A 24,669-nucleotide genomic window follows, 5' to 3' on the forward strand; every position below is an offset into this window, starting at 1 on the left:
CCGGCGTCGGCTCTGTGCAAGTTGTTAAGTCGCGGCCGCCACGTCCTGAAGAGCTTCCTGAAGCAGTCCGGTCACCGCCTCGGCGATCTGGTCCAATCCGGGCTCCTTGGTCACGTCGACCATCAGCCGCGGGTCCATCGCGTCGACGATGACGGTGTCGGGCGCGTCCGGGTCTTGGCGCACCACGACGTTGCATGGCAGCAGCACGCCGATCTGCCGGTCGATGTTGACCGCTTGATGGGCGAACTGCGGGTTGCACGCGCCGAGGATCAGGTAGTCCTCCATGTCCTCGCCGAGCTTGGCCTTCAACGTAGCCTTCATGTCGATCTCGGTCAGCACACCAAAGCCCTTCTCCGCAAGGGCTTTCCGAGTCCGTTCGACCGCATCCTCGAATGATGTGTGCAGGGTCGTCGATAAGGCGATGGCCATGGTCGCCTCCTCTCTTCTCCCCCATTGTGCGCCGAGATTCAGCCGCGACGGGCGTCGAGGTGTACAACGGTGCCTATGGGCTTGCCCTGCCGTCAGTACGCCGCGGCGGTGACCCGCCGTGCATGAACTGTCGCTGTGCCAAGCGATCGCCAGCCTGGTCAAACCGTATGCCGACGGCCGGCACGTCGACATCGTCCGCGTCAAGATCGGTGCGCTACGCCAGGTGGTTCCCGAGTCGCTGACGTTCTGCTGGACACTCGTTCGCGACTACGAGGACATGCCCGATGCCGAGCTGGAACTCGAGTTCGTCAGCGCCGAGGTGCACTGCCGTTCGTGCGGCCGGCGTTCGACGATCACCTCGCAGTGGTCGTTGATGTGCCCGCAGTGTGACAGCGCCGACGTCGAGGTGCTGCGCGGTGACGAGTTTCTGGTGACCTCACTGGACGTTTCATGAAAGGTGCTCGCGATGGGTAGGTTTCATCGGCACGACGACGGCACGGTGCACGCCCACGATCATGACGACGCCGGCCACACGCACGACCATGGCGATCACAGCGGCTATGAAACCGGCTCAGAGCGCATCGACGTGCTGGAGGCCATCTTCGCCGAAAATGATGTCCGCGCCGATTACAACCGAGAAGCGTTCGAGCGCAACGGTGTTCGCGCGCTGAACCTGATGAGCTCGCCCGGCTCCGGCAAGACCACGGTCCTGGGCGCCACCCTCGACGAGCTGGCCGGCGAGTTCGCCGTCGGGATCATCGAAGGCGATATCGCCACCGATCTGGACGCGACCAAGCTCGGTGGCCGGGGCGCCCAGATATCGCTGCTCAACACCGGCAACGGGTTCGGCGGCGAGTGCCATCTGGACGCGCCCATGGTCAACCGCGCACTGCAGGGGCTGGACCTGGCGGAGCTGGACCTCGTCATCATCGAAAATGTCGGAAACCTGGTATGCCCCGCGGAGTTCGATGTCGGCGAGCACGCCAAGGCCATGGTGTACTCGGTCACCGAAGGCGACGACAAGCCACTGAAGTACCCGGTGATGTTCCGCGCGGTGGACGTGGTGCTGCTCAACAAGATCGACCTCGTGCCATATCTGGATGTCGACGTCGACTCCTACCTCGCCCGCGTCCGCGAGGTCAATCCGGCCGCCACGGTCCTGCCGGTCAGTGCCCGCACGGGCGAGGGCATGGGCGACTGGTTCGATTGGCTGCGACGGTTCATGGCAAGCCCGCGCTGATGTCCCCCCAGATCTTGATCGCCGGCATCGGCAACATCTTCCTCGGCGATGACGGCTTCGGTCCCGAGGTGCTGCGTCACGTGCATGCAAAGCTCAGCGAGTCGGACGGGCTGCGCGCAACCGATTACGGGATCGGCGGCATGCACCTGGCTTACGACCTGCTCGACGACTGGGACGCCCTGGTGCTCGTCGACGCCATCCCGAACCGGGGCTCACCCGGGACGGTCCACGTCTTCGAAGCCGACCACGAACCGCAGGACTCTCCTGCGGCGTTGGACGCGCACGGCATGGACCCGGCAACAGTGTTCGCGAGCCTTCGAGCCCTCGGCGGGGCGCCGCCGCGGACTATCGTGGTGGGGTGTGAGGTCGCCGACGTCGGCGAGGGAATGGGCCTGAGCGAGGCTGTCCGGGCAGCGGTCCCCGAGGCGGTGGCGGCGGTCGAATCGGCGGTGGCGATGCTACGGGAGGTTTGACAGATGTGTCTGGGGATCCCGGGGCAGGTCATCCACATGCTCGACGGGTACAACGGTCAGCTCGCCCTGGTCGACGTCGTCGGTGAGCAGCGCAGGGTCAACGTCGGCATGCTGCCGGAGGAGACATTCGCTCCGGGCGACTGGGTGATCATCCACATGGGTTTCGTGGTGGAAAAGACCGACAAGGCCGGCGCCGACGCGGCGATGGCCGGTCTGGAGCTGATGGGCCGGGGCCCTAGCGCGACCGACAACCAGTGAACAGGCCTGCCAACGGGCTGAAGGTGGTCATCGCGGGCGGCAGCGGCTCGCTGGGCCGGCGGATCGTGGCTGATCTTGGTGCTCGCGGCCACGACGTCGCGATCTTGACCCGACGAGTTGACCCGACTTTGCCGGTGCGCCAGCTGCGTTGGGATGGCCGCAGCGTCGGTGACTGGGCCGCGGAGCTGGAGGGAACCAACACCGCGCTGATCAACCTAGCCGGAAAACTCGTTGATTGCCGCCCCACGCGACGCAACATCACTGCGCTCACCGAGAGCAGGGTGCTCCCGACGCGCGCACTCGTCGCCGCCAGTCGAGAATTGAAAACGCCACTTGCACATTGGGTCCAGGCCAGCACCACGGCGATCTGGTCGGACGCCGGCGAAATCCACTGTGACGAATCAACACCGCTACCGACGGGATTGCCGCAGATGACCGGTGTGGCCCGGCGCTGGGAGGAGGCATTCGAGGGCGCTAACACCAACCACGGCGTCATCCTGCGCACCTCGATAGTCCTCGACCCAGACTCACCCGCTCTCGCCCGGTTGGTCTCGCTGACCAAGTGGGGGCTGGGCGGACGGATCGGCAACGGGCAGCAGTGGTTCTCCTGGATCCACCTCTCCGACTGGCTTGCCGTTGTCCGCGCGTGCCTGGACCTGACTCCGGGCGTGTCCATTCCGTCCGGTGTGGTAGTTGCCGCCAGCGACCACCCCGTGCGCAACCGTGACCTGATGGGCATCCTGCGTCGACAATTGCACCGCCCGTCGGCGCCGCCCACGCCTGCGGCCTTACTCAAGCTCGGTGCCGTGGTGCTGCGCAGCGACCCTGCTCTGGGGCTAACCGGCCGACATGCCACATCAAAAGTGCTGCAAGACAGCGGCTTTGAATTCCGCTTTCCCACTCTTGACGATGCGCTCGCCGACTTGTTGGGCTGAACTTCGCTGGCTAGAGCCACCACGACGCGGCTGCGTCCAGGTGACGACGGGCGCGGTGGCGCGCCAGGCTGTCGTCGCCGTCGGTGATCGCCTCGATGACTCTCAAGTGAGCACGTTGGACGTCGACGAGGTCGTTGCGGCTCGGAGCCTGCTGTTCGGTAGTGGCCCACTGCCGGCGGAACAGCTCGACGAGAATCCGTAAAAACAAGTCCAGCACGGCATTACCGGCCAGCTGGGCCAGCCCGGTGTGGAACAAGAACTCCTCCATGCCGCCCTTGCGCACATCGTCGCCGGCGTCCTGGATCACGAGCCGATGCCGGTCGAGGAAGGCCCGCACGTCCGGCGCGTCGCGTCGTTTGACAACCTTTGCGACGTTGTCGATCTCGATGGCATCGCGAACCAGCCGCAAGTCTTCGCGGCACGGTTTGCGGTATTGAAGGTATAGCGCGATCGTATCAATGCTTGCTTGCGCGTGCGGTTTTGCCACCACCAGCCCCCCGCCCGGCCCCGGACGCATCCGCGCGATCCCGTGGTATTCCAACAGCCGCACCGCCTCTCGCAGCACCGAGCGGCTGACCCGGTAGCGTTCCAACAGCGCGACCTCGGTCCCGAAAACCGAACCGACCTGCCAGCCGCCGACGGCGATGTCGTCGCGGATGTTGGCCGCGACCACCTCTGCGCGCTTGCCCTCATGTCCCTCGCGACGCGTGCGCACCCGGCCCACCTGGTGGCGCCGCAACCAGGCGATCACCGATTCCGCGTGGCGCTCGCTCAGCGTCTTGGCGCGCGCCGCGTCGCCGGCGGTGACCGCGGTGACGATCTCAGTGTGCTCGCGGTGTGTCCGGTCGAGCGCCGCGACGGCAGCACCGGGAGACTCGGCCCGCGACTCGTCTGCATACCTTTCGGTCAGCCGCATCAGGATGTCGATAAAGAGCTGCAGGACAGGGTTTTTCGACTGCGCCGCGAGCGCTGGGTGAAACTCGTCGCGCGGCGCCAACCGGGCAGGTGTTCGGTGTTCCTCGGCGTTCAGCACCGCCCGTAGGCGCTCGATGCCTGCCTCGTCGATTCGTTCCGCGGCAAGTGAGGCCGCCAGGGGTTCGAAAAGCAAGCGGGCGTCGAGCAGATCGCCGATTGTGGTGCCCAGATAGTCCAAGTAGATGATGATCGCGTGGGTGGCCGGGGCGGCGTCCGGCTCGGTGACGAGCAGGCCGCCGTTTGGTCCGCGGCGCATGCGCGCGACCCGGTGATGCTCGACCAGGCGAACGGCTTCCCGCAGCACCGACCGGCTGGCCCGGTAGCGCTCTTGCAGCGCCTGCTCGGAGCCAAGCGATTGGCCGACCGGCCAGCCGCGGCGAATGATGTCGCCCTCGATGCGACGCGCGATCTGTGCAGCCCGCTTGTCCAGTCGATGCTCGGGTTCGACACTCAACACGTCAGCAACATGCATCCGGCGATCGGACCGCCGCCCACCGCGGCCACCGCGACCTCTGGGCGCGGGCCCACTTGCCGCGCCCCTGCCTCACCTCGTAGCTGCAGGCAGGCCTCGTGCAGCAGCCAGTAGCCGTGCATGCGCCCCGCCGAGAGTTGGCCGCCATAGGTGTTCAGCGGCAGCATGCCGTCGCGGGCGATCCGCTCGGCGCCCTCGATGAATGGACCGGCCTCGCCGTCACCGCATATCCGCAGCGCTTCCAGCCACGCCAAGGTGAGAAAGGTGAACCCGTCGTAGAGCTCGGCGAGATCCAGGTCGGCCGGCTTCAGTTCTGTCCGCGACCACATCTGCGCCGCGGCGTCGGCCGACGCCATCTTCGGATAATCCGCGCGGTGAAACCAGCCGCCGGCGCCGTCCGCACCGCCGATCGCCTCCACCGCCACCGGCCGGTGCGGGCAGTCGCGGGCATAGTCGGCCGCCGACACCACCACCGCGATCGACCCGTCCACCGGGACGTCACAATCCAACAGACCGAACGGCGTGGACACCGGCCGCGCAGCCAGGTAGTCGGCCATGGTCATCGGATCGCGGTACACCGCAAGGGGATTCAACGCCGCGTTGCGCCTGCTGTTGATCGCCAGCCAGCCCAGCTGCTCCTTGGTGGTGCCATACATGTCCATGTGCCGGCGGCAGTTGAGCGCCAGCCAGTTGGCCGCGGAATACGCATGGGCGGCAACCAGATCCGCGACGTCGTCCATCGGCCCGATTGCGGGTCGCTCACCGTCGGTGGGCGACTCGACGATTCGCGCGAGCGCCGGCCGCGGTGTGTTCGCCGCAGCAGACGGCGACGTCGGGACCGTGCCACCGATCATCTGCACCGTTCGATACACCAGCACATGGCGTGCCCGTTTCTCGGCCACCGCACGACAGGCCGACATCACCGGGGTGAGTAGGCCACCGCTGTCGAACCCGAAGCCGAAATCCGCGTCGCTGATCTGTAATGCGGCGGCGACTTCGGCCGCCGGGGTATCCCCCAGGGTGCCGACGCCGTCGATGTCAGCAGGCTTCAGCCCGGCGTCGGCGATGGCGGCGCGCACCGCCTCCAGGGTGAGCTCTATACCGGGAATGCCAGTGCGGCGACCGATCCGCGAGATACCGATGCCGGACAGGATCGCGTCCTTTTCGAAGTAGTCCATCAGCCCCGTCCCGCACCGCGAAAGATCGTGAATAGAGTGTACTGTATTGCGGGTGACGGAGCTGCCGGCCCGGATGCTGCCTCAGCGCGGCGGTCACGACCGGGCGTTCTGGACAGGCGGTAAAAACGGCCAACTGCTCATCGAGCGCTGCGACGAGTGTGGGCGCTGGGTACATCCGCCGACCGGTAGCTGTCGGGAATGCGGTGGCACGCTGGTTGCCCGTCCGGTGTCCGGACGCGGCATGGTGTTCACCTATACGGTGAACTTGCATGCCTACAACCCGTCGGTGCCAACGCCGTATGTGATTGCCATCGTCGAGCTGGCCGAACAGCAGGATCTGCGGCTCGCGACCAATATCATTGACTGCGAACCCGATTCAGTCGCATGCGGGATGCCCGTCGAAGTCCGATTCGAACAGCACGGCACCGGTGCCGACGCCGTCTACGTCCCGGTGTTCGCGCCTACTTGATCAGCGGGTCACGGGGCATACCGAGAATCCGCTCGGCGATCTGGTTGCGGGTGACCTCGGAGGTGCCGCCGGCGATGGCCATGCCGCGCGCGCCCATCACCATCCGGCTGATCAACCCGGCCGGCCCGCGGGCCAGCGCGATCTCCGATCCCAGCAGCGCCGCGGCGATCGCGCCGCCTTCGATCATGTGCTCGGCCAGCGTGAGTTTGGTGATGTTGCCTTCCGGACCGGGTCCCGCTCCCTCGATACTGCGCGCCGCCCGACGCAGGTTCAGCATCCGCAGTGCGTGTTCGTCGGCCAGGAACTTCCCGACGCGAATTGCGGCGCCCGCCAACCGATCTGCGCGCTGCTGGGTCAGCTGCACCAACTGCGCGGCGACGCCGGCGTAATACGACCCGCCGCCCCCGATGCTGACCCGCTCGTTGCCCAGGGTCGCGCGGGCGACGGTCCATCCGGTGTTGGGTTCGCCGACCACGTCCTCGTCGGGAACGAACACGTCGTTGAAGAACACTTCGTTGAAGTCGGAGCCGCCGGTGATCTGGCGCAACGGCCGCACCTCGACACCGGGCGCTTTCATGTCGACGATCACCGTGGTGATGCCTGCGTGCTTGGGCGCGTCGGGATCGGTTCGCACGGTGGCCAGTCCGCGGCGGCAATAGTGAGCGCCGCTGGTCCACACCTTCTGCCCGTTGATCTTCCATCCGCCCTCGACCCGGGTGGCCCGGGTCTTGATGCCCGCAGCATCCGATCCGGCGTCCGGCTCGGAGAACAGCTGACACCAGACCTCTTCTTGACGCAGCGCCTTCTCGACGAATCTTTCGATCTGCGAAGGGGTTCCGTGCTGGATCAAGGTCAGGATGACCCACCCGGTGATCTGATAGTCCGGGCGTTTGATGCCCGCCGCGCCGAACTCCTCCTCGATCACCAGTTGCTCCACCGCGTCGGCGGCGCGTCCCCATGGCTTGGGCCAGTGCGGCATCACGTAGCCGGTGGCGATCAGCTTGTCGCGCTGCGCCTCCTTGTCCAGCGCGGCGATCTCGGCGGCATCGGCGCGAATCTGGTTGCGCAGTTCTTCGGCTTCGGGGGGCAGGTCGAGGCTGTTGGCCCTGGTGACACCGGCTGCCGTGCGATCGAAGACGTCTTGCGCGGGTGCGTCGCCGCCGAACAGCGCTTGCACGGTGAGCGCGCGGCGCAGGTGCAGGTGCGCGTCGTGCTCCCAGGTGAAGCCGATTCCGCCGTGCACTTGAATGTTCAGCTCGGCATTGCGCGCATAGGCCGGGAACGCCAGCGCGGCCGCGGTCGCCGCGGCCAGGCGGAACTGCTCCTCATCCTCGCCGGCGGCGCGAGAGGCATCCCACACCGCGGCCGTCGCCGACTCGGCGCCGACGAGCATGTTGGCGCAGTGATGCTTGACCGCCTGGAAAGTGGCGATGGTGCGGCCGAATTGCTGGCGCACCTTGGCATAGTCGACCGCGGCGTCGATGCAATCCGACGCCCCGCCGACCGCCTCGGCCGCAACCAACGTGCGGGCGCGGGCCAGCGCCGATTCGGCCGCCGCGGGCAGGATGTCGTCGGCCGTGAGGCTGACGTTCTGCAGAGTGACCCGCCCCGAGCGCCGGGCCGGGTCCAGGTTGGCCGGCACGTCCACCGAGACGCCGTCGCGATCGCGTTCCAGCAGCAATACGTCGTTGCCCGCGGCGATCAGCAGCAGATCGGCCAGCCCGGCGCCGAACACGATGCCGGCATCGCCGTTGGCGACTCCGTCGTTGACACTGACCTCGCCGCCAAGGCCGATACCCGCGGCGACGCTGCCGTCGATCAGCCCCGGCAGCAGACGAGTCTTCTGGTCCGCGGTGCCCTCGGCGGCGATCACCGCCGACGCGATGACGGTCGGCACGAACGGCCCCGGTGCGACCGCCCGGCCGAGCTCCTCGATCACCACCACAAGCTCGGGCAGCCCGTATCCCGAGCCGCCGTGCTCCTCGTCGATGTGCAGGCCCAGCCAGCCGAGTTCGACGAGGTCGTGCCAGAACGGCGGGCGGGCCTCGTCGGCCGCATCCAGCAGCGATCTGGCTGCCCAGCGGGCCTTCTGCGAGGTCAAAAATGCGCGGGCCACCTCGGCGAGTTCGCGATGGTCGTCGGTGAGTGCGATACCCATTCGAGGGCCCTCCTCGTCATTGCAGGAGCTGTGCAAAGAGTGTACTGAATGCCGGATTAGTCGCGAGACAGAAGGGACGGCTGCGATCGGGCCGAGATCACGACCGTCACGTCTGCTTCGCGGCTAGGTCACTTCGGCGCGAAGCGCTGCCCGGCGTCCAAGCGCAGGCACTGGCCGTTCAGCATCGGGTTGTCGATGATGGCCGCGACCAACTTGGCGTACTCCTCGGGGCGGCCGAGACGACGCGGGAAGGCCGCGTCCTTGGTCAGCGCAGTGGCGTATTCGTCCGGGATGCCCTTCGTGAGTCCCGTCGCGAACAGGCTCGGTGCGATGGCCAGCACCCGGATGCCCAGCGATCCCAGGTCGCGCGCCATGGTCAGGCACATCCCGGCGATGCCCGCCTTGGCCGCCGTATAGGCGACCTGCCCGATCTGACCCTCGAACGCCGCGATCGACGCGGTGTTGACGATGACGCCACGCTCCTCGTCTTCCGGCTCGTTCTTGCTCATGTGGCTTGCCGCCAGCCGGCTGATGTTGAACGTGGCGATGAGGTTGAGATCGATCACCGACTGGAAGGATTCCAGGTCGTGCGGACCGGACTTCGACATCGTCCGCTTGGCAATGCCACCGCCGGCCGTCGTCACCGTGACGTGCAATCCGCCGAGACTGTCGACGGCGGCCTGCAGCGCCTCTTCGGTGCCGGTGAAGTCGGTGACGTCCACCGGGTAGAACGAACCGCCCCCACCTTTTAGGCCGGCGGCGACGTCCTTGCCGTCGGAGCCCTCGCGATCGAGGATCGCGACGCTCGCCCCGCGCTCGGCCAGCAGTTCGGCGCTGGCGCGGCCCATGCCCGAAGCGCCGCCGATGACGGCCACCTTCTTGCCATTGATCTCCATTCAAACCTCCTTGTTTGACCGGATCCTTGACCCGTTGCCACAGCACGCTATCGCGGCGACCCACGGAGTTGTCGGTCAGGCATGTCAAGCTGAGCTGTGCTGCTGATCGACGTGGCGACAACCTCGGCCGAAGTGGGCGGCTCCGCTTCCCGTCGGGCCAAGATCGCCAGGATCGCCGACCTACTCGGCCGCGCCAAGGCCGACCCCGCACTGGTCGCGATCGTCGTGGCATGGCTTTCCGGCGAGCTGCGGCAACGCCAGATCGGCGTGGGGTGGGCGACGTTGCGGTCGGTGCCGCCCGCGGCGGCGCAGCCGAGCCTGACGGTCATCGAAGTCGACGCCACTTTCTCGGCAATCGGTGCGGTGACCGGCAAGGGATCACAGGCGCGCCGCGCCGAACTTGTCGCCGGATTGTTCGCGTCGGCCACCGAGACCGAACAGATGTTTCTGCGCCGGCTGCTGACCGGCGAGCTGCGCCAGGGCGCGCTGGCCGGGATCATGGCCGACGCTGTCGCCGCCGCCGCACAGATCCCCGCCACGGCCGTACGGCGGGCGGCCATGCTGGGGGGCGATCTGCCCGCGGTCGCCGCAGCGGGCCTGACCGGGGGCACGGCGACGCTTGACGCCTTCACGCTAAGGGTGGGCCGACCGGTCGGCCCGATGTTGGCGCAAACCGCCACCGGTGTAACCGAGGCGCTCGAAAAGCTCGGCGGCACAGCCGTTTTCGAGGCAAAATTGGACGGCGCGCGGGTGCAGGTGCACCGGGCGGGTGACCAGGTCACCGTCTACACCCGAAGCCTCGACGACGTCACCTCCCGCCTGCCCGAGGTGGTGGAAGCGACGCTGGCACTGCCGGTGAGCGAGCTGATCGCCGACGGGGAGGCGATCGCGCTGCGGCCGGACAACCGGCCGCAGCCATTCCAGGTCACCGGGTCGCGGTTCGGCCGATCGGTCGATGTCGCGGCCGCCCGGGCGGCACAGCCGCTGTCGGTGTTCTTTTTCGACATCTTGCACTGCGATGGCGTTGACCTGCTCGATGCGCCGACCACCGAACGCGTGGCGGTCCTCGACGAGATCGCCCCGACCCGGCATCGGGTCGACCGGCTGGTGACCTCTGATGCCTCCGCCGCCGATCGTTTCCTGGCGGCCACGCTGGCCGCCGGGCATGAAGGCGTGATGGCCAAGTCGCTGACGGCGCCCTACGAGGCCGGACGCCGCGGCGCGGGCTGGCTCAAGGTGAAACCGGTGCACACGCTGGACTTGGTCGTGCTGGCGGTCGAGTGGGGGTCGGGACGGCGCCGTGGGAAGCTCTCCAACATCCATCTGGGCGCCCGCGACCCGGCCACCGGTGGCTACGTGATGCTCGGCAAGACATTCAAGGGCATGACCGACGCCATGCTGGAGTGGCAGACCGCACGGTTTCTGGAACTGGCCACCGGCCCCACCGACGGCTATGTGGTGCCGCTGCGACCAGAGCAGGTGGTTGAGGTGGGGTTCGACGGTGTTCAGACGTCTTCGCGCTATCCCGGCGGTCTGGCCCTGCGTTTCGCCCGGGTGCTGCGCTACCGCGACGACAAGGGCCCGGCCGAGGCCGACACCATCGACACCGTTCGCGCCCTACAGCGGGACTGATCCGCCCCGCGTGTAGACACGACACGCCGGCGCACACCGATGTATTCCGAATCGCAACCATATTGCGCTGCAAGGTAATTCGTGCTGTCGATAGGCCTCCCACTAAGAGAGCGGGTAATGGTCTGCGCCAATCGAATTCACAGCGGGGGCATAGCTTCATGCGAGAAGGTGATAACGGCTGTTGCAGTTCGACGAAATACTCCTCGCGAGGCGCTCTGAAGTAGTTCGGCAACAGCATGTTTGACAAATCGGCCAGCTTAGCCGCAAATGTTTACCACAATGCTTTATGGAGAATAACCGGACAAGGAGAAGGTTGGGCTGGTGTCAGTAACAACCGATCGAAAGGTCCGGGTGTTCAAACGCGAACCGCAGAAGGCTGCCACCAGGCTGTTCCGCCGCGCGGGCCGACCCCCCGCCGCGCCGCTGGAACAAGCCGATTCCGTCTCATCCGCTGAGTCTGTTACCCGCGATCGTCGGCTGACGTTGACGCGACGAGTGGCGGTCACGGTTTGGGCTGCTGTCGTGGTGTACCGGACCGTGACGGCGGGCCTCGCATTCAACCGCGAGCTGCTGTTGCTCTACATCGTCACCGGGCTCATCGCCGCGAGCATCGGTCGTCGCCGCAAAGTGTTCACGGTGGTGCGTGACTGGCTGCCGTTCGCGCTTGTGCTGCTGCTGTACGACCTCAGCCGCGGGGCCGCGGCGTTTCTCGGCGCGCCGACACTGTGGCACTTCCAGCCGGATGCGGACCGGTTGTTGTTCTTCGGGGTGATGCCGACGGTGTGGTTGCAGGAGCGCATCAAGATGGCGCAGCCGCCGTGGTGGGAAGTGATCATCAGCAGCATTTACATGTCGTTTTTCATCCTGCCCTACGTGGTGGCCGGAATTCTGTGGCTGCGCAACCGAAGCGACTGGGCAGCGTTTGTCCGGCGCTTCGTGGCGTTGTCGTTCGGCGCGCTGATCATCTACATCGTCCTGCCGGCAGCACCGCCGTGGGCGGCCGCGCGCTGCACCGCCGCCGACGTCGCCGGCGGACCGTCCGATCCCCCGTGCATGTTCAAAGGCCCCGCCGGTGTCCCCGACGGCGGATTGCTGGGCGCCATGCACATCAGCCAGCCCGGCGCCCACCACTTCGTGGAGCGGATCTCCACTCGGGGCTGGGGAACGTTGCATCTGCAGTCGGCCGGAGCGCTGGTCAACTCCGGGCAGGCCAGCGTGAACCTGGTCGCGGCAATCCCGTCGCTGCATGCCGCGTTGACCGCGATGATCTCGGTGTTCCTCTGGCGCCGGGTCAGGCCGAGGTGGCGTCCGCTGCTGGTGGCTTACCCGGTGGCGATGGCGTTCGTGCTGGTGTACTCCGCGGAGCACTTCGTCATCGACATCCTGCTCGGTTGGGCGCTCGCCGGGATCGTGATGCTGGTGCTCGGTCGTGCTGAGGCTTGGTGGCCGCGGCGGCGCGCGGCCAAGTCATCCGTCGTCGACCTGGCCCAGCCAGCGGGCGATCTTGGCGGCGGCCTCCCCGTAGAAGGTGCGATAGACCCGGTCGGCGACATAGCCGATGTGCGGGGTGGCGACCACGTTGTCCAGGGTGCGTAGCGGATGCCCGTCCGGCAGCGGCTCGGTGTCGAAGACGTCGAGGCCCGCCCCCGCGATGCGGTGTGACCGCAAGGCATCGATGAGAGCGGTCTCGTCGACGATGGGGCCGCGTGATGTGTTGACTAGCAAGGCCGTCGGCTTCATCAGGCCCAGTTCGGCGGCGCCGACCAGACCACGCGTGCGCTCGCTCAGCACCAGATGGATGGTCAGCACATCCGCTCGGCTGAACAATTCGTCCTTGGACACATAGGTCGCCCCGGCCTGCTGGGCGGTCTCGCGGGTCAGGTTCGTGCTCCAGGCGATGACGTCCATGCCGAACGCCGTCGCGACGCGTGCCACGCGGGTGCCGATCCGGCCCAGGCCCAGTACGCCCAGCACCGCCCCGCCGAGCTGGCGACCGACCGACGTCTGCCAGGCACCGCCGCGCACGGACTGGCATTCGTCGATGATCCGGCGGGCGGCGGCCAGGATCAGCGCCCAGGTCAGTTCGACTGTCGACTCCAGATAGCCTCCGGTGGTGCTGACGTAGATGCCGCGCTCCTTGGCGGCCGCGACGTCGATCGAAGCGTTGAACGGGCCGGTGGACGCGATCATCTTCAGCCGCGGCAACCGCTCGATGACACTGCGCGGCAACGGTGTTCGCTCACGCATCACGCACACCACGTCGAATGGCATCAACCTTTCGATGACGGCGTCTGGATCGGCGAGGTGATCCTGGAAGACGGTGATGTCCGCGCGCGCCGTCACCTCTGACCAGTCGGCCATGCTCAGCGCGACGTTCTGGTAATCGTCGAGAATTGCGACCCGCATCGTGCCAATGTGCCACAGCGGCAAGATCGCCTCAGGCCGGCGCGCTCCAGTGGGTTCCCGAGGCGCTGCCCTCGGCGGGTTCGTTGCGGCCGAATATGAATGGGGCGAAGACGATTTCACGGCCGTCGGGATCGCGATAGGTGACGGCTCCCGTCGCCTCCCAATACGGGTGGGACTGCACCGGTTCCAGCCCCGCCGCCCGCAGGCGCGCCGTCGCCTGCTGCTGTGCCGCCGCGTCGGGGAAGTACAGACACAACTGCTCGTGACTGTCGACGGCAACTGGTTCGGCGGCCTCGACGATTTCGAAGGTCAGCGACGATCCCGGTAATCCGAATATCGCGCCGTTGCTGCCGTAGCTGCCCGCGAACGTGGCGCAAAGCGGCAGCCCGACCAGATCGCGGTAGAACTCGACGGATTGCTCGAACCGAGCGGAGCGGCGGGCGAAACGGATTGCCCCGATCGACGCCAATTCGTCGGGCCAGTGCGTAGTTGGATTCACCCCGTCGACGCTAGAACCTCAACGGCTGTTCAGGTCAAGCGGTTGACGTCACGCCTTGATCCGAAGTACACATTGCCGATGTCCACCTGGCTCATCACCGGCTGCTCGACCGGTCTGGGCCGTGCCCTCGCCGAAGCCGTGATCGGCGCCGGACACAACGCGGTGGTCACTGCGCGCGACGTGACGAAGGTCGCCGACCTGGCCGACGCCGCGCCCGAGCGGGTGCTCGCCGCGGCCCTCGACGTCACCAGGCCCGAGCAGATCCGCGACGCTGTGCAGCAGGCGGAAGACCGCTTCGGCGGCGGCCCGGACGTACTGGTCAACAACGCCGGTTACGGATACCGTGCCGCCGTCGAAGAAGGCGACGACGACGACGTCCGCACCCTGTTCGAGACGCACTTCTTCGGCACGGTCGCCATGATCAAGGCCGTCCTGCCGGGTATGCGGGCACGCCGCAGCGGCGCCATCGTGAACATCTCTTCGATCGGTGTCCAGCTGACCCCAGTGGGCTCCGGCTACTACTCCGCGGCCAAGGCCGCCATCGAAGGCATCAGCGGCGCCCTGCGCGGCGAGCTCGCACCGCTCGGCATCTCGGTGACCGTGGTTGAGCCCGGGGCATTCCGCACCGACTTCGCCGGCCGCTCGCTCGCCCAGTCGTCCAGTGTCATCGACGACTATGCCGCCACCGCCGGGCAACGCCGCAAGGAGAACGACACCATGCACGGCAACCAGCCCGGCGACCCCGCCAAGGCCGGCGCCGCGATCATCGCGGCCGTCGAATCAACCGAGCCCCCGGCATTCCTGCTCCTTGGCCCGGACGCCCTGGCCGCCTATCGCTACGTCGCCGACGCGCGTGCAAAGGAGATCGCAAACTGGGAACAGCTCAGCGCCAGCACTAATTTCGACACCTGACGGGCACTTCGCTGTAGCCTCGCAACCCATGGCAGAGATAGATCTGGAAACCCTTTCGACTCCCGGACATGGGTACACCGTCAACTACGACGATGCCGACGATCCGATCCTGTGCGATCAGGACGGCAACCACATCCAGACCTGGCGCGAGGGCTATCCGTACGACGAGCGCATGCCGCGCGACGAATATGAGCGCGAGAAGCGGCGGCTGCAAATTGAGCTACTGAAGTTGCAGAGGGACAGCAAGCGCACCAATGCCCGGTACGTGGTTCTGTTCGAGGGCCGTGACGCTGCTGGCAAGGGCGGCACGATTCAGCGTTTCATGGAGCACCTCAATCCGCGCAGTGCCCGCGCCGTCGCGCTTGACAAGCCCACCGAGAGCGAACAAACGCAGTGGTATTTCCAGCGCTACATATCCAACCTGCCGGCCGGTGGTGAGATCGTGTTGTTCGACCGGTCGTGGTACAACCGCGCGGTCGTTGAGAAGGTGCTGGGGTTCTGCACGCTCGAGCAGCACGCCGAATTCCTCGAGCAGGCACCGCTTGTCGAACGGATGCTGGTCGCTGATGGGATCTGCCTGACCAAGCTGTGGTTCTCGGTGTCACCCGCCGAGCAACGCACTCGGTTCGCCATGCGCCTGGTCGATCCCGTTCGGCAGTGGAAGTTTTCGCCGGTAGACATGGAGTCGCTGGACAAATGGGACGACTACACAGCGGCCAAGGAGGAGATGTTCAACGCGACGGACACCGACTTCGCTCCGTGGATCGTCGTCAAAAGCAACGACAAGAAGCGAGCCCGCATCAACGCGATGCGCTACGTCCTTGCCAACTCAGACTACGAAGACAAGGACGAAGAGGTTGTGGGACAACCGGATCCGTTGATCGTGGGCCGCGCGCTGGCCGAATGAGTTACAACAGTTTTCGAGCCTGCTGGCGGCACTCTTCGGCGATTTGTTTTTCGCGCGAGAACAACAGCCCGTAGCTGAAGCCATTTTCGCCGACCGTTGTACCGGCCTCCACTGCCATTTGCTGAAGTGTGGCTGATGCCACCACGGTGTCCTGGTGGTCGCCCAGCACGGATTGAATCCGCTTGTAGTGCTTGATCGTTTGTTTCGTCTTCTTCGTATTACCGGCAGGCTTGGACAGCTCGGCGGCGTATCGCGCACGCTTGGCCGCCTTGCGTGCCCGGTGCAACATCGCGTCCTCACCATCCGTCAGTGCGGCGGTGAGCCGCCGATCGGCTTTACGGCTGGCACGCCGAGTTTTGCGGATCAGCTCGGCAGTCGTGGTATCGGGATCGACCGGCGGGTCGGTGCGCCATTCGCGTAGCACCGCCATGATGGCCAGATACCGCGGCGAGTCCATGGCTTCACGCAGGCGCTCGCGCGCCGGCAGTTCAATGCTTTGCAGATCGTTGCGAATACGGGACCGCACGGGTCCCAAGATGAGCTCCTCCGGAAACCCGTCGAGCGCCTCGTTGAATCTGCGGCGCTGAACCTGGCAGTCGCGCACGTCGCCGAGCAGGCCCGCAAACCATCGCAGCTCGTCATCGAGCTCGCCAACGACCGATCGGTCCAGCAGCTTCCCGAAAACCCGCAGCGTGCTGCGCAGACGCCTGATGGCGACCCGAGTGTCGTGAATGGGGTCGTGGCCACGACGCAACCCCAAATCACCCGCCATGATCGCATCGATCTGCGTTCCGAGATATCTGACCAGGGCATGCGCCGCGGGGGACGCCGGCTCGGTACTCGGGGTGGGCGATACCACGTGGGAAAGCTTCGACGGATACCGAGACGGCCGTGCTCCGGCATACCGGAGACGATCGGTCAGCCGCTTTGGCACCGATGGCGTGTGCGGCCCGAGTTCAACCTCGATCTCACGCCAAGCCAACAAGCGCTCATCTGCCCAAGCGTGTACGGAGTCGTCAGCGACCTCGGCGCAGAGCTCGTTGGCTACCGGATCGCGGATCCGGTAGCGGTTCCGCATCGTGTGAATGGTCGCAACACTGGTCAGGGGCTTCCCCAAACTGATGCCGGTCAGCAGCTTCGTCATGGCAGCGGGCGGAACATCCGTTGGCGGCCAGCGCAATTCGGTAGGACCCGCAGTCCAGGACGTCGTGAGCTGCCAGCCCGGATCGTCGTAGCCGTCCCGACGACGCACTTGAATGCCATGAGCTTGCAGATCGCGCTCGGGCGTGTCGTAGTAGACAGTGCGCAGGTCAACGGTGTCATGGTCGAGTTGGCCATGCGCGATGATGTCGCCAAGGTCGGGCAACGCGAACCGCTCGTCGACGTCCCACTTGACTTCGCGGTCGAGAACGTTCTTCATGCTGAAAGGGGTTTCCGCAGGGCCAGACGGTCAAACTGTTTGCTGACCTGAGACGTGGAGCTAAGGGGACTCGAACCCCTGACCCCCACACTGCCAGTGTGGTGCGCTACCAGCTGCGCCATAGCCCCGCAAAGTTGTGCCCATCGAAGCTACACCACGGTCTGCTGGCCTTCAAAGCCGCAGCTCAGCATGGGTCTGGAACGCTTAGCGCGTGGGGTCGAACTCCCGTAACGCTTCGGGTTGCTTGCCGGTGGTGATTTGCTCGGCCAACAGCCGACCGGTGGCCGGGCCCTGCTTCATTCCCCACATGCCGTGCCCGCCGGCCACGTAGACGCCGTTTGCCGATACCTGTCCCACCAGCGGACGACCGTCGGGGCTCAATGGGCGTGGGCCAACCCATATCTCGTCGCGCTCCGCCCACTGCACCCCGTCGAGATACGGGCGCGCCGAATCGCAAATGGCGTCAACCACCCTGGCGGATGCCGGAGCATCCGGACGACGGAACTCCATCATGCTGGTGACCCGCAGCTTGCCCTTCAGTGGCGTACACGCCACCCGGGCGTCGGGCAGATAGATCGGGCCGAAAACCGGTCGCTGCACCCGCACCGTGAACGAGTAGCCGCGCCCGGCCTGCACCGGCACCCGAACCCAGCGCCTTACCAGTCGCGGCAACCAAGCGCCGGTTGCGATCACCGCCACGTCGGCGGTCAGCGCCGGACCCTCGGCCGGTTGCACGGTGACGCCATTCCCGCTGGACCGCACGTCAACGACGTCCTCTGTGTGCAGCTCTGCACCCCGTTCGACGACCGAGCGGCCCAGCGCCTGCACGAACCGCCCTGGGTCGACGAACCGCTGACCATCGATGCGGATGCCGGCGGTGACCGCGCTCGACGCCAGCGGCACCTGCTCCCGCAACCCCGCGCCGCTTAGCTCGGTGGTGGAGATGGGCTGTCCGGCATCGGCCAGACGCTGCAATTCCTCGAGCAGGTGCTCGGCCTGCTGCGAATTGTGGAATAGCGCGGTGATAGGCGCCTCGGTGATCGGCGCATCCACGCCGTTGGAGACCAGCGCCTCGTACGCCTGGAAGCACTCCTGGTTGAGCGCGACGCCGGCGCGCGCCGCTTGTATCCACGACGACCGCCGGCAGTTCGCCGCGAACCGTATCAAGAAGCGCCACAGGGCCGGATCGGCGATCAGTGGAATACGCACGGGCCCATTGCGATTCGGCAATGACCGCAGAGCGTATCGCAGCATGCGGGGGTCGTTGAGCGGCATGGACAGCGCCGGCGCGATCCATCCGGCGTTGCCCCAGGAGGCGCCTGCCGCCACCCCGATGCGGTCGATGACCGTGACCGAGACGTCGCGCTCCTGCAGGAACCATGCTGTCGATAACCCGACGACGCCGGCGCCAACCACGATCGCCGATTGCGGCCCGACCATCACGAACCTCCGATAACCTTGTTGACCACGTCCCGCGCGGTCTCCTGGACCTGTGCCAAATGCTCTGGGCCGCGGAAGGATTCAGCGTAGATCTTGTAGACGTCCTCGGTGCCCGACGGCCGCGCGGCGAACCACGCATTTTCCGTGGTCACCTTCAGCCCGCCCAGCGCGGCGCCGTTGCCGGGTGCGCTGGTCAGCTTGGCGGTGATCGGCTCACCGGCCAGCTCGGTAGCGGTGACTTGATCGGCGGACAGTTTCGCCAGCCGGGCCTTCTGCTCACGGTCGGCGGGCGCGTCGACCCGGGCATAGCTTGGCGCACCGTACGTTTCGGCCAGCTCCTCATACCGCTGCGACGGCGTCGCCTCGGTGACCGCCAGGATCTCCGCGGCCAGCAGCGCCAGGATGATGCCATCTTTGTCGGTGGTCCACACCGATCCGTCGCGGCGCAGAAACGACGCTCCGGCCGACTCTTCACCGCCGAAACCGATTGTGCCGCTGGCCAGGCCGTCGACGAACCATTTGAATCCGACCGGAACCTCGATTAGCCGGCGCCCGATGCCGTCGACCACGCGGTCGATGATCGACGAGCTGACCACGGTCTTGCCGACGGCGACACCAGCCGGCCAGGACGGCCGGTGGGTGTAGAGGTAGTCGATGGCGACCGCCAGGTAATGGTTGGGGTTCAGCAGCCCCGCGTCGGGAGTCACGATGCCGTGCCGGTCGGCGTCCGCGTCGTTGCCGGTGGCGATCTGGTAGCCGTCGCGGTTGGCGATCAGCCCTGCCATCGCATCCGGTGAGCTGCAATCCATCCGGATCTTGCCGTCGGTGTCCAGCGTCATGAACCGCCACGTCGCGTCCACCAGCGGATTGACCACGGTCAGATCCAGGTCGTGCCGTTCGGCGACGGCACCCCAATAGTCGACGCTGGCCCCGCCGAGCGGGTCGGCGCCGATCCGCACCCCGGCGCCGCGGATGGCGTCGATATCGATTACCGCCGGCAGGTCGTCGACATAGTTGACGAGGTAGTCATATGGATGCGCGGCACGCAGCGCGCGAGCCAGACCCACCCGCTTCACCGCCGACAGCCCCTCGCACAGAATCTCGTTGGCGCGCTTGGCAATTGCGCTGGTGATGTCGCTGTCCGCCGGGCCGCCGTTGGGCGGGTTGTACTTGAAGCCGCCATCGCGCGGCGGGTTGTGCGACGGTGTCACCACGATGCCGTCGGCGAGGTCTTCGCTGCGGCCGTGGTTGTGGGTGAGAATGGCGTGGCTGATCGCCGGTGTCGGCGTATATCGGCCCGCGGCGTCGACGATCACCGTCACGTCGTTGGCGGCGAGCACCTCCAGCGCCGATACCCACGCCGGCTCGGAGAGGCCGTGCGTGTCGCGTCCGATGAACAGCGGCCCGGTGATACCCGCGGCGGCGCGATGCTCCACGATGGCCTGCGTGATGGCCAGGATGTGTGCCTCGTTGAAGGCCCCGTCCAGTGCGGAACCTCGGTGGCCTGACGTGCCGAACGCCACCTGTTGAGCGACGTCATCGGGGTCCGGTTCGCATGTGTAGTACGCGGTCACCAGCTGCGGTAGGTCGACGAGGTCCTCGGGCTGCGCCGGCTGACCGGCACGTGGGTTGGCGGCCATGACGTCAATTCTGCCGATGCCGCGCATAGGCTGCTTGAATGCCAGGTCGTGACTACCGTGAGTTGGCGGCTGTCTTCATCGGCGGCGCGCTGGGTGCTATCGCCCGTGTGGGCCTGAACAGCCTGGCGGACCCCGACCCGACGCGTTGGCCCTGGCCGACGTTCACGGCCAATATCGTCGGCGCCGTCCTGGTGGGCTACTTCACCACCCGGCTGCTGGAGCGATTGCCGTTGTCGAGCTATCGCCGGCCGCTGCTCGGGACCGGGCTGTGCGGCGGGCTGACCACCTTCTCCACCATGCAGGTGGAAACGCTGGACATGCTCGAACACCACCGGTACGGCCTGGCCGTCAGCTATACCGCCGCCAGCATCGCGGTGGGACTGCTCGCGGTGTATCTGGCGACGGCCGCGGTGCGCCGGGTGCCGGTGCGCTGATGCTCCTCTGGGTCGGAGTGCTGGTCGCCGGCGGCATCGGGTCGGTGCTGCGGTTCCTGGTCGACGGCGCGGTGGCCCGCCGGGTAGTGCGGTCGTTTCCGTTCGGAACGCTGACGGTGAACATCAGCGGTGCGATGCTGCTCGGACTGGTCGGCGGTCTGGCATTGAGCCGTCATGCCGCGCTGCTGGCCGACACCGCGTTCATCGGCTCCTACACCACGTTTTCCACCTGGATGCTGGAAACGCAGCGCCTCGGCGAAGAAAGGCAGGTGTGGACCGCGGTCGCCAACCTTGTGGTCAGCATCGTGCTCGGCATGGGCGCGGCCCTGCTCGGCCAATGGATCGCGGGCCGACTATGAACCAACCGTGCCTGAAGCTGACCACCTACTTTGGCGAGCGCCAACGCGCCGATCACACTGGGCGGCAAGGCTTTCTGGCCGATGCGATGCTGAACCTGTTCGGCGCCCGCGAAGTCGCGACCAGCGTGATGCTACGCGGCATCGCCAGTTTCGGGCCGCGGCACGTGTTGCGCACCGACGAATCGCTGAGCCTGTCCGAGGACCCGCCGGTGGCGATCGCCGCGGTCGACGTGGAGTCCAAGATCAGCGCAATGGTCGACGACGTCGTCGCGATGACCGGTCACGGGCTGGTGACTCTGGAGCGGGCACGGCTGGGAGGCGACGCCATTGGTGACGCCGACGCTCGTGACGCCGTCAAGCTCACCGTCTATGTGGGACGTCAGGAGCGCATCGCCGGGCTCCCAGCATTTCGGGCGGTGTGCGATCTGCTGCATCGGCACGGGTTCGCCGGTGCGGCAGTGTTTCTGGGTGTCGACGGCACCGCGCACGGCGAGCGCTACCGCGCCCGGTTTTTCGGCCGCAACGTCAATGTTCCGCTCATGATCATCTCGATCGGCGCGGCAGCGCAGGTTTCGGCTGCGATCTCCGAGCTCAACGCCGTCATGTCCAACCCATTGCTGACCGTCGAGCGGGTGCGGCTGTGCAAACGGGACGGAGAGTTGTTCGAGCGGCCGCACCGGCTGCCGACGACCGATGCGCAGGGACGTGCGGTATGGCAGAAACTGATGGTGCACACCAGCGAGGCCACCAGGCACGGTGGCTTACCGATCCACCGGGCGCTCGTCCGCGAACTGCTGGACTCCGGGATGGCGCGCGGGGCGACCGTGCTGCGCGGCATCTGGGGGTTTCACGGCGATCATAAACCGCACGGAGACAGGCTGTTTCAGCTGGCCCGACGCGTGCCGGTTGTCACGATCATCATCGACAGGCCCGAGTGGATCGCACGCAGTTTCGACATTGTCCACGAGTTGACCGCCGACCACGGCGTGGTCACCAGTGAGATGGTCCCGGCCGTCGTGTCGATCGGCGGCCCGGCCGCGGGCGGCGACACCCGATTAGCGCAATATGACTACTGATCCGTTGGAAGGACCAGCGCATATAGCGCCATCCGGCGGTTCGACATGTCGTGCTCGCCAAGAAACACGCAGCCGGCGCGCTCACAGAACTTGCGCCCCATCTGGTTGCGGTGGTCGGGGTCGAACATGATCCGCCGACACCGCGGTTCGGACCGGATCAGGCTCATCACGAGATTCGGCAGCAAGGATTGCACGATTCCCTTTTTCAGGGCCCTTTCGTCCGGCACCGCGGCGTGCACACCGATGTCGTATGGGTCGGCGTCGTAGCGAGTGGCGATGGAATCTTTCGCCGCCCAATAGATTTCGAAGTACGCTCCGTCTTTTCCGTCGAGGCTGGCGACGAATGGGCGCGAATAGTTGCCGTCGAGTTGGGCACGCAGGTGGCGATGCCAGCGCGCGGTCGGCCAAGCCGATTCCCAAGTGTCGGCGAGCAGCGGCTGATTCATCCAGTCGGCGATCATTTCCGCGTCCGCGTCGGGGTCGGCGAGGCGCATTGCGTATGGCTCGGGCAGCTCGAGCACACTCGGCGGCGGGGGGAGGTTGCGGACCGCGTCGGGTAAACCTTCGGTCAGCTCCCGCGGGAGGATCGGCTCGATACCAGTCATGTCAGGCAGCGAGCCTACCCAAGCCCACGATGTGGTGGGGTTTTACCTACCCTTCAGCAACGTCGCCAGCACCGCGGCTTGGCTGCCCTGCACGTCGCGGGTAGCAGTCACCAGCGTCACCACCTGGCGCTTGGTCAGCTTGCGCAGCTCGTCGAGCGCCTGGTTGCCCTGCAGCTCCTTCTTGTACCGCTTGGCGAACTCGTCGAAACGCTCGGGCTTGTGGCCATACCACTCACGCAGTTCTTTGGATGGCGCGACGTCCTTGTACCAGGTGCCCACCCGCGGGTCGTCCTTGCGGAAACCTCGCGGCCATACCCGGTCCACCAGCACGCGCTGACCGTCGTCGGGCTTCGGATCGTCGTAGACCCGGGCCACCCAGACACGGCTCTTGGCCATGCGCCCAGGGTAACGCCGCGGTCAGGTCAGCGCGGGCAGGACTTTGTCGGCGAGCAGCTGAACCGACTTCCACGCCTCGTCGACGGGCATGCCGCCGACCAGCGGGTGCAGCACGATCGGTCCGTAGTCGTCGGAGCCGCGGAACTCGTCGATGAGCTGGTCGGGCGTCAGGAACCGGTAGCGTCCCGACGCCTTGACTTCGTCCAGTGTCTGGACGCCGGGTAGGTGCATCAGCGAACGCTGGTCGGTCGACCACCCGCCGTAAGTGACGGCCTCCCAGAGGATGTGCTCGCCGAGCTCTGCCCAAGCACGGTCCGGATCCTCGTGCAGGTAGATCATTCCGCGATTGACCGGCCCGGGCATGACGACGAGCGGCGTGACGCCAGCCTCCGCGCAAAGCTCGCGGTAGTAGGCGGCAATGTCGGGTAGGTGATCGGACAGGCTGAGCGGCAACCGAAACCGTGCCGCGCGCCGCGCCGTCGCGCGCACGCCGCCGCCGACGTAGAGCGGCGGATGCGGCCGGGTCCAGCTGCCGATCCCTGCCCAGACTGACAGCATCCGCTCGATCAGGCTGTCCATGAGTTCGCCGCGACGGCTGAAATCCACACCGAGCGAGTCATATTCGATGGTTCGATAACCCAGGCCCACCGTGGTGTGCAGGCGGCCCCGGCTCATGTTGTCGACCAGCGCGATGTCTTCGGCCAGCCGGACCGGATTCCACAACGGTCCCAGCGCACAGTCGACGCTGGCGATCAGCGTCGAGGTTCGCGCGAGAAACATCGCGGCAGCCATGATCGGGTTGCAGCTCCATCCATGCCCGGTGGCGTGGTGCTCGTCGACACTGATCGAGGTGATGCCCCGTGTCTCGCCCCACTGCGCCATTTCCAGCGCGGCACGGATCAACTCGCCCTGGGTACGTGGCTCTCCTTGCGGCGACGCGAAATTGAAGCGCAGCACCGTCAGCAACATCTCACGCTCCGTCGGGTTGCGCCGCCGACTGCACGAACGCGGAGAAGTCGGGAAACAGCGCACGGTCGACGATCTCGATGCGGGTGCCGAACGCATCGATGTAATAGGCGAACAGCGCGAGCTCCGATCCGGGCACGTCGGCTGTCATTTCGAAAGTGAAGCCGTTGTTCCCCAGCATGTGACCGGTCTCGGCGAGGTTGTCGGTGAAGTAGCCGAGGTGATGGACCGAATTGCCACGCGCGGCCGTCCACGGCGTTCCGGGCACCTCCTGGATGAGTTCGATGTGCGGGCTCTGCACGGAGTAGACGACCGTCGAGGACAGTTCCTGGACCCCGGTCGCGGTGCGGAAGGGCAGCGTATACGTCAGCGGGGTGATCCACCGGTAGCCGGCCAGCGCGCTCAGGCGGGCGATGGCGACGTCGAGGTCGGGCACGACGATGCCGGTGTGGTAGAGGTCTTCTGGTTGTAGCGCGAACGTCATAGGCCTGTCC

At 66.5% G+C, this 24,669-nt stretch carries 26 protein-coding genes, 1 tRNA gene and 1 pseudogene; 13 read left to right on the plus strand and 15 right to left on the minus strand.

The genetic code is table 11. From position 1 onward, the window contains the following. Positions 1–24: 24 nt before the first annotated feature. Positions 25–429: a DUF302 domain-containing protein gene (locus AWC06_RS00460; RefSeq protein ID WP_085193296.1), complete on the minus strand. Its 405-nt coding sequence runs from the start codon at positions 427–429 to the stop codon at positions 25–27. Positions 430–547: 118 nt separating this feature from the next. On the opposite strand from AWC06_RS00460, the gene AWC06_RS00465 reads away from it, so the two are divergent. From AWC06_RS00465 to AWC06_RS00485, 5 genes are read left to right on the plus strand one after another with little or no spacing between them, the layout of a single operon-like run. Next, a complete protein-coding gene (locus tag AWC06_RS00465) occupies positions 548–883 on the plus strand; it encodes a hydrogenase maturation nickel metallochaperone HypA (protein ID WP_085193298.1) in 336 nt (111 codons plus the stop codon). Between the two features lie 12 nt (positions 884–895). Continuing rightward, positions 896–1,669: a hydrogenase nickel incorporation protein HypB gene (gene hypB / locus AWC06_RS00470; protein ID WP_085193300.1), complete on the plus strand. Its 774-nt coding sequence runs from the start codon at positions 896–898 to the stop codon at positions 1,667–1,669. Then, positions 1,669–2,142, plus strand: a complete 474-nt coding sequence (locus tag AWC06_RS00475; protein ID WP_085193302.1) for a hydrogenase maturation protease — start codon at positions 1,669–1,671, stop codon at positions 2,140–2,142. The genes hypB and AWC06_RS00475 overlap by 1 nt, the downstream gene beginning before the upstream one ends. A 3-nt stretch (positions 2,143–2,145) precedes the next feature. Further along, the gene (locus AWC06_RS00480; RefSeq protein WP_085193304.1) at positions 2,146–2,400 is read left to right on the plus strand and encodes a HypC/HybG/HupF family hydrogenase formation chaperone; all 255 of its coding nucleotides are present in this window, start codon (positions 2,146–2,148) and stop codon (positions 2,398–2,400) included. Then, positions 2,397–3,335: an epimerase gene (locus tag AWC06_RS00485; protein ID WP_211281867.1), complete on the plus strand. Its 939-nt coding sequence runs from the start codon at positions 2,397–2,399 to the stop codon at positions 3,333–3,335. The genes AWC06_RS00480 and AWC06_RS00485 overlap by 4 nt, the downstream gene beginning before the upstream one ends. 10 nt (positions 3,336–3,345) lie before the next feature. Here the strand turns inward: AWC06_RS00485 and AWC06_RS00490 are convergent, their stop codons facing one another. Both AWC06_RS00490 and AWC06_RS00495 read right to left on the minus strand, forming a co-directional pair. Next, complete coding sequence (locus AWC06_RS00490; protein WP_139819837.1) at positions 3,346–4,764, minus strand: FadR/GntR family transcriptional regulator; 1,419 nt, start codon at positions 4,762–4,764, stop codon at positions 3,346–3,348. Then, on the minus strand, positions 4,761–5,960 hold the full coding sequence (locus AWC06_RS00495; RefSeq protein WP_085193308.1) for a thiolase family protein: 1,200 nt from the start codon (positions 5,958–5,960) through the stop codon (positions 4,761–4,763). The genes AWC06_RS00490 and AWC06_RS00495 overlap by 4 nt, the downstream gene beginning before the upstream one ends. Positions 5,961–6,033: 73 nt before the next feature. Between AWC06_RS00495 and AWC06_RS00500 the strand changes: the two genes are divergently transcribed. Then, the gene (locus tag AWC06_RS00500; RefSeq protein ID WP_085193420.1) at positions 6,034–6,429 is read left to right on the plus strand and encodes a Zn-ribbon domain-containing OB-fold protein; all 396 of its coding nucleotides are present in this window, start codon (positions 6,034–6,036) and stop codon (positions 6,427–6,429) included. Here AWC06_RS00500 and AWC06_RS00505 read toward each other — a convergent pair. Together AWC06_RS00505 and AWC06_RS00510 are read right to left on the minus strand one after the other, a co-directional pair. Further along, positions 6,422–8,587, minus strand: coding sequence for an acyl-CoA dehydrogenase family protein (locus AWC06_RS00505; RefSeq protein ID WP_085193310.1), 2,166 nt, complete (start codon positions 8,585–8,587; stop codon positions 6,422–6,424). The two genes, AWC06_RS00500 and AWC06_RS00505, sit on opposite strands and share 8 nt — an antisense overlap. 128 nt (positions 8,588–8,715) lie before the next feature. Beyond that, positions 8,716–9,483 carry an SDR family NAD(P)-dependent oxidoreductase gene (locus AWC06_RS00510; RefSeq protein ID WP_085193311.1) on the minus strand — a complete coding sequence of 256 codons (768 nt, stop codon included), beginning with the start codon at positions 9,481–9,483 and terminating at the stop codon, positions 8,716–8,718. Positions 9,484–9,579: 96 nt separating this feature from the next. Here AWC06_RS00510 and AWC06_RS00515 point away from each other — a divergent pair, with 96 nt between their 5' ends. After that, positions 9,580–11,115 (plus strand): ATP-dependent DNA ligase, encoded by a 1,536-nt coding sequence (locus AWC06_RS00515; protein WP_085193313.1) that lies wholly within the window; start codon positions 9,580–9,582, stop codon positions 11,113–11,115. Between the two features lie 423 nt (positions 11,116–11,538). Beyond that, positions 11,539–12,603, plus strand: a pseudogene (locus AWC06_RS00520) (phosphatase PAP2 family protein); the annotation flags it as partial. Here the strand turns inward: AWC06_RS00520 and AWC06_RS00525 are convergent. After that, positions 12,583–13,521, minus strand: coding sequence for a D-2-hydroxyacid dehydrogenase family protein (locus AWC06_RS00525; protein WP_139819830.1), 939 nt, complete (start codon positions 13,519–13,521; stop codon positions 12,583–12,585). The pseudogene AWC06_RS00520 and the gene AWC06_RS00525 sit on opposite strands and share 21 nt — an antisense overlap. 31 nt (positions 13,522–13,552) lie before the next feature. Beyond that, a complete protein-coding gene (locus AWC06_RS00530) occupies positions 13,553–14,020 on the minus strand; it encodes a VOC family protein (RefSeq protein ID WP_085193314.1) in 468 nt (155 codons plus the stop codon). 78 nt (positions 14,021–14,098) lie between these two features. On the opposite strand from AWC06_RS00530, the gene AWC06_RS00535 reads away from it, so the two are divergent. Continuing rightward, positions 14,099–14,932 carry an oxidoreductase gene (locus AWC06_RS00535; RefSeq protein WP_085193316.1) on the plus strand — a complete coding sequence of 278 codons (834 nt, stop codon included), beginning with the start codon at positions 14,099–14,101 and terminating at the stop codon, positions 14,930–14,932. 28 nt (positions 14,933–14,960) lie between these two features. Beyond that, complete coding sequence (gene ppk2 / locus AWC06_RS00540; protein ID WP_085193318.1) at positions 14,961–15,839, plus strand: polyphosphate kinase 2; 879 nt, start codon at positions 14,961–14,963, stop codon at positions 15,837–15,839. Position 15,840: 1 nt separating this feature from the next. Here ppk2 and AWC06_RS00545 read toward each other — a convergent pair whose 3' ends face one another. From AWC06_RS00545 to pgm, 4 genes are all read right to left on the minus strand, one after another. Then, entirely contained in the window at positions 15,841–17,259 is a 1,419-nt protein-coding gene (locus AWC06_RS00545; protein WP_085193320.1) for a CYTH and CHAD domain-containing protein, read from the minus strand. 55 nt (positions 17,260–17,314) lie between these two features. Continuing rightward, positions 17,315–17,387: transfer RNA gene (locus AWC06_RS00550), tRNA-Ala, on the minus strand. A gap of 76 nt (positions 17,388–17,463) precedes the next feature. Next, on the minus strand, positions 17,464–18,699 hold the full coding sequence (locus tag AWC06_RS00555; RefSeq protein ID WP_085193322.1) for an NAD(P)/FAD-dependent oxidoreductase: 1,236 nt from the start codon (positions 18,697–18,699) through the stop codon (positions 17,464–17,466). Next, entirely contained in the window at positions 18,699–20,339 is a 1,641-nt protein-coding gene (pgm, locus tag AWC06_RS00560; RefSeq protein ID WP_085193324.1) for a phosphoglucomutase (alpha-D-glucose-1,6-bisphosphate-dependent), read from the minus strand. Before pgm ends, AWC06_RS00555 begins: the two co-directional genes overlap by 1 nt. Before the next feature lie 38 nt (positions 20,340–20,377). On the opposite strand from pgm, the gene crcB (AWC06_RS00565) reads away from it, so the two are divergent. From crcB (AWC06_RS00565) to AWC06_RS00575, 3 genes are read left to right on the plus strand one after another with little or no spacing between them, the layout of a single operon-like run. Next, complete coding sequence (crcB, locus tag AWC06_RS00565) at positions 20,378–20,773, plus strand: fluoride efflux transporter CrcB (RefSeq protein WP_085193326.1); 396 nt, start codon at positions 20,378–20,380, stop codon at positions 20,771–20,773. Then, complete coding sequence (gene crcB / locus AWC06_RS00570) at positions 20,773–21,132, plus strand: fluoride efflux transporter CrcB (RefSeq protein WP_085193328.1); 360 nt, start codon at positions 20,773–20,775, stop codon at positions 21,130–21,132. The genes crcB (AWC06_RS00565) and crcB (AWC06_RS00570) overlap by 1 nt, the downstream gene beginning before the upstream one ends. Beyond that, positions 21,129–22,208 carry a DUF190 domain-containing protein gene (locus AWC06_RS00575; RefSeq protein WP_085193330.1) on the plus strand — a complete coding sequence of 360 codons (1,080 nt, stop codon included), beginning with the start codon at positions 21,129–21,131 and terminating at the stop codon, positions 22,206–22,208. Before crcB (AWC06_RS00570) ends, AWC06_RS00575 begins: the two co-directional genes overlap by 4 nt. On the opposite strand, the gene AWC06_RS00580 is transcribed toward AWC06_RS00575, so the two are convergent. The 4 genes from AWC06_RS00580 to AWC06_RS00595 are packed head-to-tail and all read right to left on the minus strand — an operon-like array spanning position 22,202 to position 24,659. Next, positions 22,202–22,813: a GNAT family N-acetyltransferase gene (locus AWC06_RS00580; protein WP_085193332.1), complete on the minus strand. Its 612-nt coding sequence runs from the start codon at positions 22,811–22,813 to the stop codon at positions 22,202–22,204. The two genes, AWC06_RS00575 and AWC06_RS00580, sit on opposite strands and share 7 nt — an antisense overlap. A gap of 42 nt (positions 22,814–22,855) precedes the next feature. Beyond that, positions 22,856–23,209 carry a DUF488 domain-containing protein gene (locus AWC06_RS00585; protein WP_085193334.1) on the minus strand — a complete coding sequence of 118 codons (354 nt, stop codon included), beginning with the start codon at positions 23,207–23,209 and terminating at the stop codon, positions 22,856–22,858. Positions 23,210–23,230: 21 nt separating this feature from the next. Continuing rightward, positions 23,231–24,178 carry an LLM class flavin-dependent oxidoreductase gene (locus tag AWC06_RS00590; protein ID WP_085193336.1) on the minus strand — a complete coding sequence of 316 codons (948 nt, stop codon included), beginning with the start codon at positions 24,176–24,178 and terminating at the stop codon, positions 23,231–23,233. Between the two features lies 1 nt (position 24,179). Next, on the minus strand, positions 24,180–24,659 hold the full coding sequence (locus AWC06_RS00595; protein WP_085193338.1) for a VOC family protein: 480 nt from the start codon (positions 24,657–24,659) through the stop codon (positions 24,180–24,182). Between the last annotated feature and the right edge of the window lie 10 nt (positions 24,660–24,669).

It is taken from the genome of Mycobacterium fragae (genome assembly GCF_002102185.1).
Lineage (GTDB): Bacteria > Actinomycetota > Actinomycetes > Mycobacteriales > Mycobacteriaceae > Mycobacterium > Mycobacterium fragae.

What these genes read in the sequence shown, in the direction of transcription:
- AWC06_RS00460 (WP_085193296.1), bottom strand. Translation starts at nt 429, where the DNA reads ATGGCCATCGCCTTATCGACGACCCTGCACACATCATTCGAGGATGCG.
- hypB (WP_085193300.1), top strand. Translation starts at nt 896, where the DNA reads ATGGGTAGGTTTCATCGGCACGACGACGGCACGGTGCACGCCCACGAT.
- AWC06_RS00475 (WP_085193302.1), top strand. Translation starts at nt 1,669, where the DNA reads ATGTCCCCCCAGATCTTGATCGCCGGCATCGGCAACATCTTCCTCGGC.
- AWC06_RS00480 (WP_085193304.1), top strand. Translation starts at nt 2,146, where the DNA reads ATGTGTCTGGGGATCCCGGGGCAGGTCATCCACATGCTCGACGGGTAC.
- AWC06_RS00495 (WP_085193308.1), bottom strand. Translation starts at nt 5,960, where the DNA reads ATGGACTACTTCGAAAAGGACGCGATCCTGTCCGGCATCGGTATCTCG.
- AWC06_RS00500 (WP_085193420.1), top strand. Translation starts at nt 6,034, where the DNA reads ATGCTGCCTCAGCGCGGCGGTCACGACCGGGCGTTCTGGACAGGCGGT.
- AWC06_RS00505 (WP_085193310.1), bottom strand. Translation starts at nt 8,587, where the DNA reads ATGGGTATCGCACTCACCGACGACCATCGCGAACTCGCCGAGGTGGCC.
- AWC06_RS00510 (WP_085193311.1), bottom strand. Translation starts at nt 9,483, where the DNA reads ATGGAGATCAATGGCAAGAAGGTGGCCGTCATCGGCGGCGCTTCGGGC.
- AWC06_RS00525 (WP_139819830.1), bottom strand. Translation starts at nt 13,521, where the DNA reads ATGCGGGTCGCAATTCTCGACGATTACCAGAACGTCGCGCTGAGCATG.
- AWC06_RS00535 (WP_085193316.1), top strand. Translation starts at nt 14,099, where the DNA reads ATGTCCACCTGGCTCATCACCGGCTGCTCGACCGGTCTGGGCCGTGCC.
- ppk2 (WP_085193318.1), top strand. Translation starts at nt 14,961, where the DNA reads ATGGCAGAGATAGATCTGGAAACCCTTTCGACTCCCGGACATGGGTAC.
- AWC06_RS00545 (WP_085193320.1), bottom strand. Translation starts at nt 17,259, where the DNA reads ATGAAGAACGTTCTCGACCGCGAAGTCAAGTGGGACGTCGACGAGCGG.
- AWC06_RS00555 (WP_085193322.1), bottom strand. Translation starts at nt 18,699, where the DNA reads ATGGTCGGGCCGCAATCGGCGATCGTGGTTGGCGCCGGCGTCGTCGGG.
- pgm (WP_085193324.1), bottom strand. Translation starts at nt 20,339, where the DNA reads ATGGCCGCCAACCCACGTGCCGGTCAGCCGGCGCAGCCCGAGGACCTC.
- crcB (WP_085193326.1), top strand. Translation starts at nt 20,378, where the DNA reads ATGCCAGGTCGTGACTACCGTGAGTTGGCGGCTGTCTTCATCGGCGGC.
- crcB (WP_085193328.1), top strand. Translation starts at nt 20,773, where the DNA reads ATGCTCCTCTGGGTCGGAGTGCTGGTCGCCGGCGGCATCGGGTCGGTG.
- AWC06_RS00575 (WP_085193330.1), top strand. Translation starts at nt 21,129, where the DNA reads ATGAACCAACCGTGCCTGAAGCTGACCACCTACTTTGGCGAGCGCCAA.
- AWC06_RS00580 (WP_085193332.1), bottom strand. Translation starts at nt 22,813, where the DNA reads ATGACTGGTATCGAGCCGATCCTCCCGCGGGAGCTGACCGAAGGTTTA.
- AWC06_RS00585 (WP_085193334.1), bottom strand. Translation starts at nt 23,209, where the DNA reads ATGGCCAAGAGCCGTGTCTGGGTGGCCCGGGTCTACGACGATCCGAAG.
- AWC06_RS00590 (WP_085193336.1), bottom strand. Translation starts at nt 24,178, where the DNA reads ATGTTGCTGACGGTGCTGCGCTTCAATTTCGCGTCGCCGCAAGGAGAG.
- AWC06_RS00595 (WP_085193338.1), bottom strand. Translation starts at nt 24,659, where the DNA reads ATGACGTTCGCGCTACAACCAGAAGACCTCTACCACACCGGCATCGTC.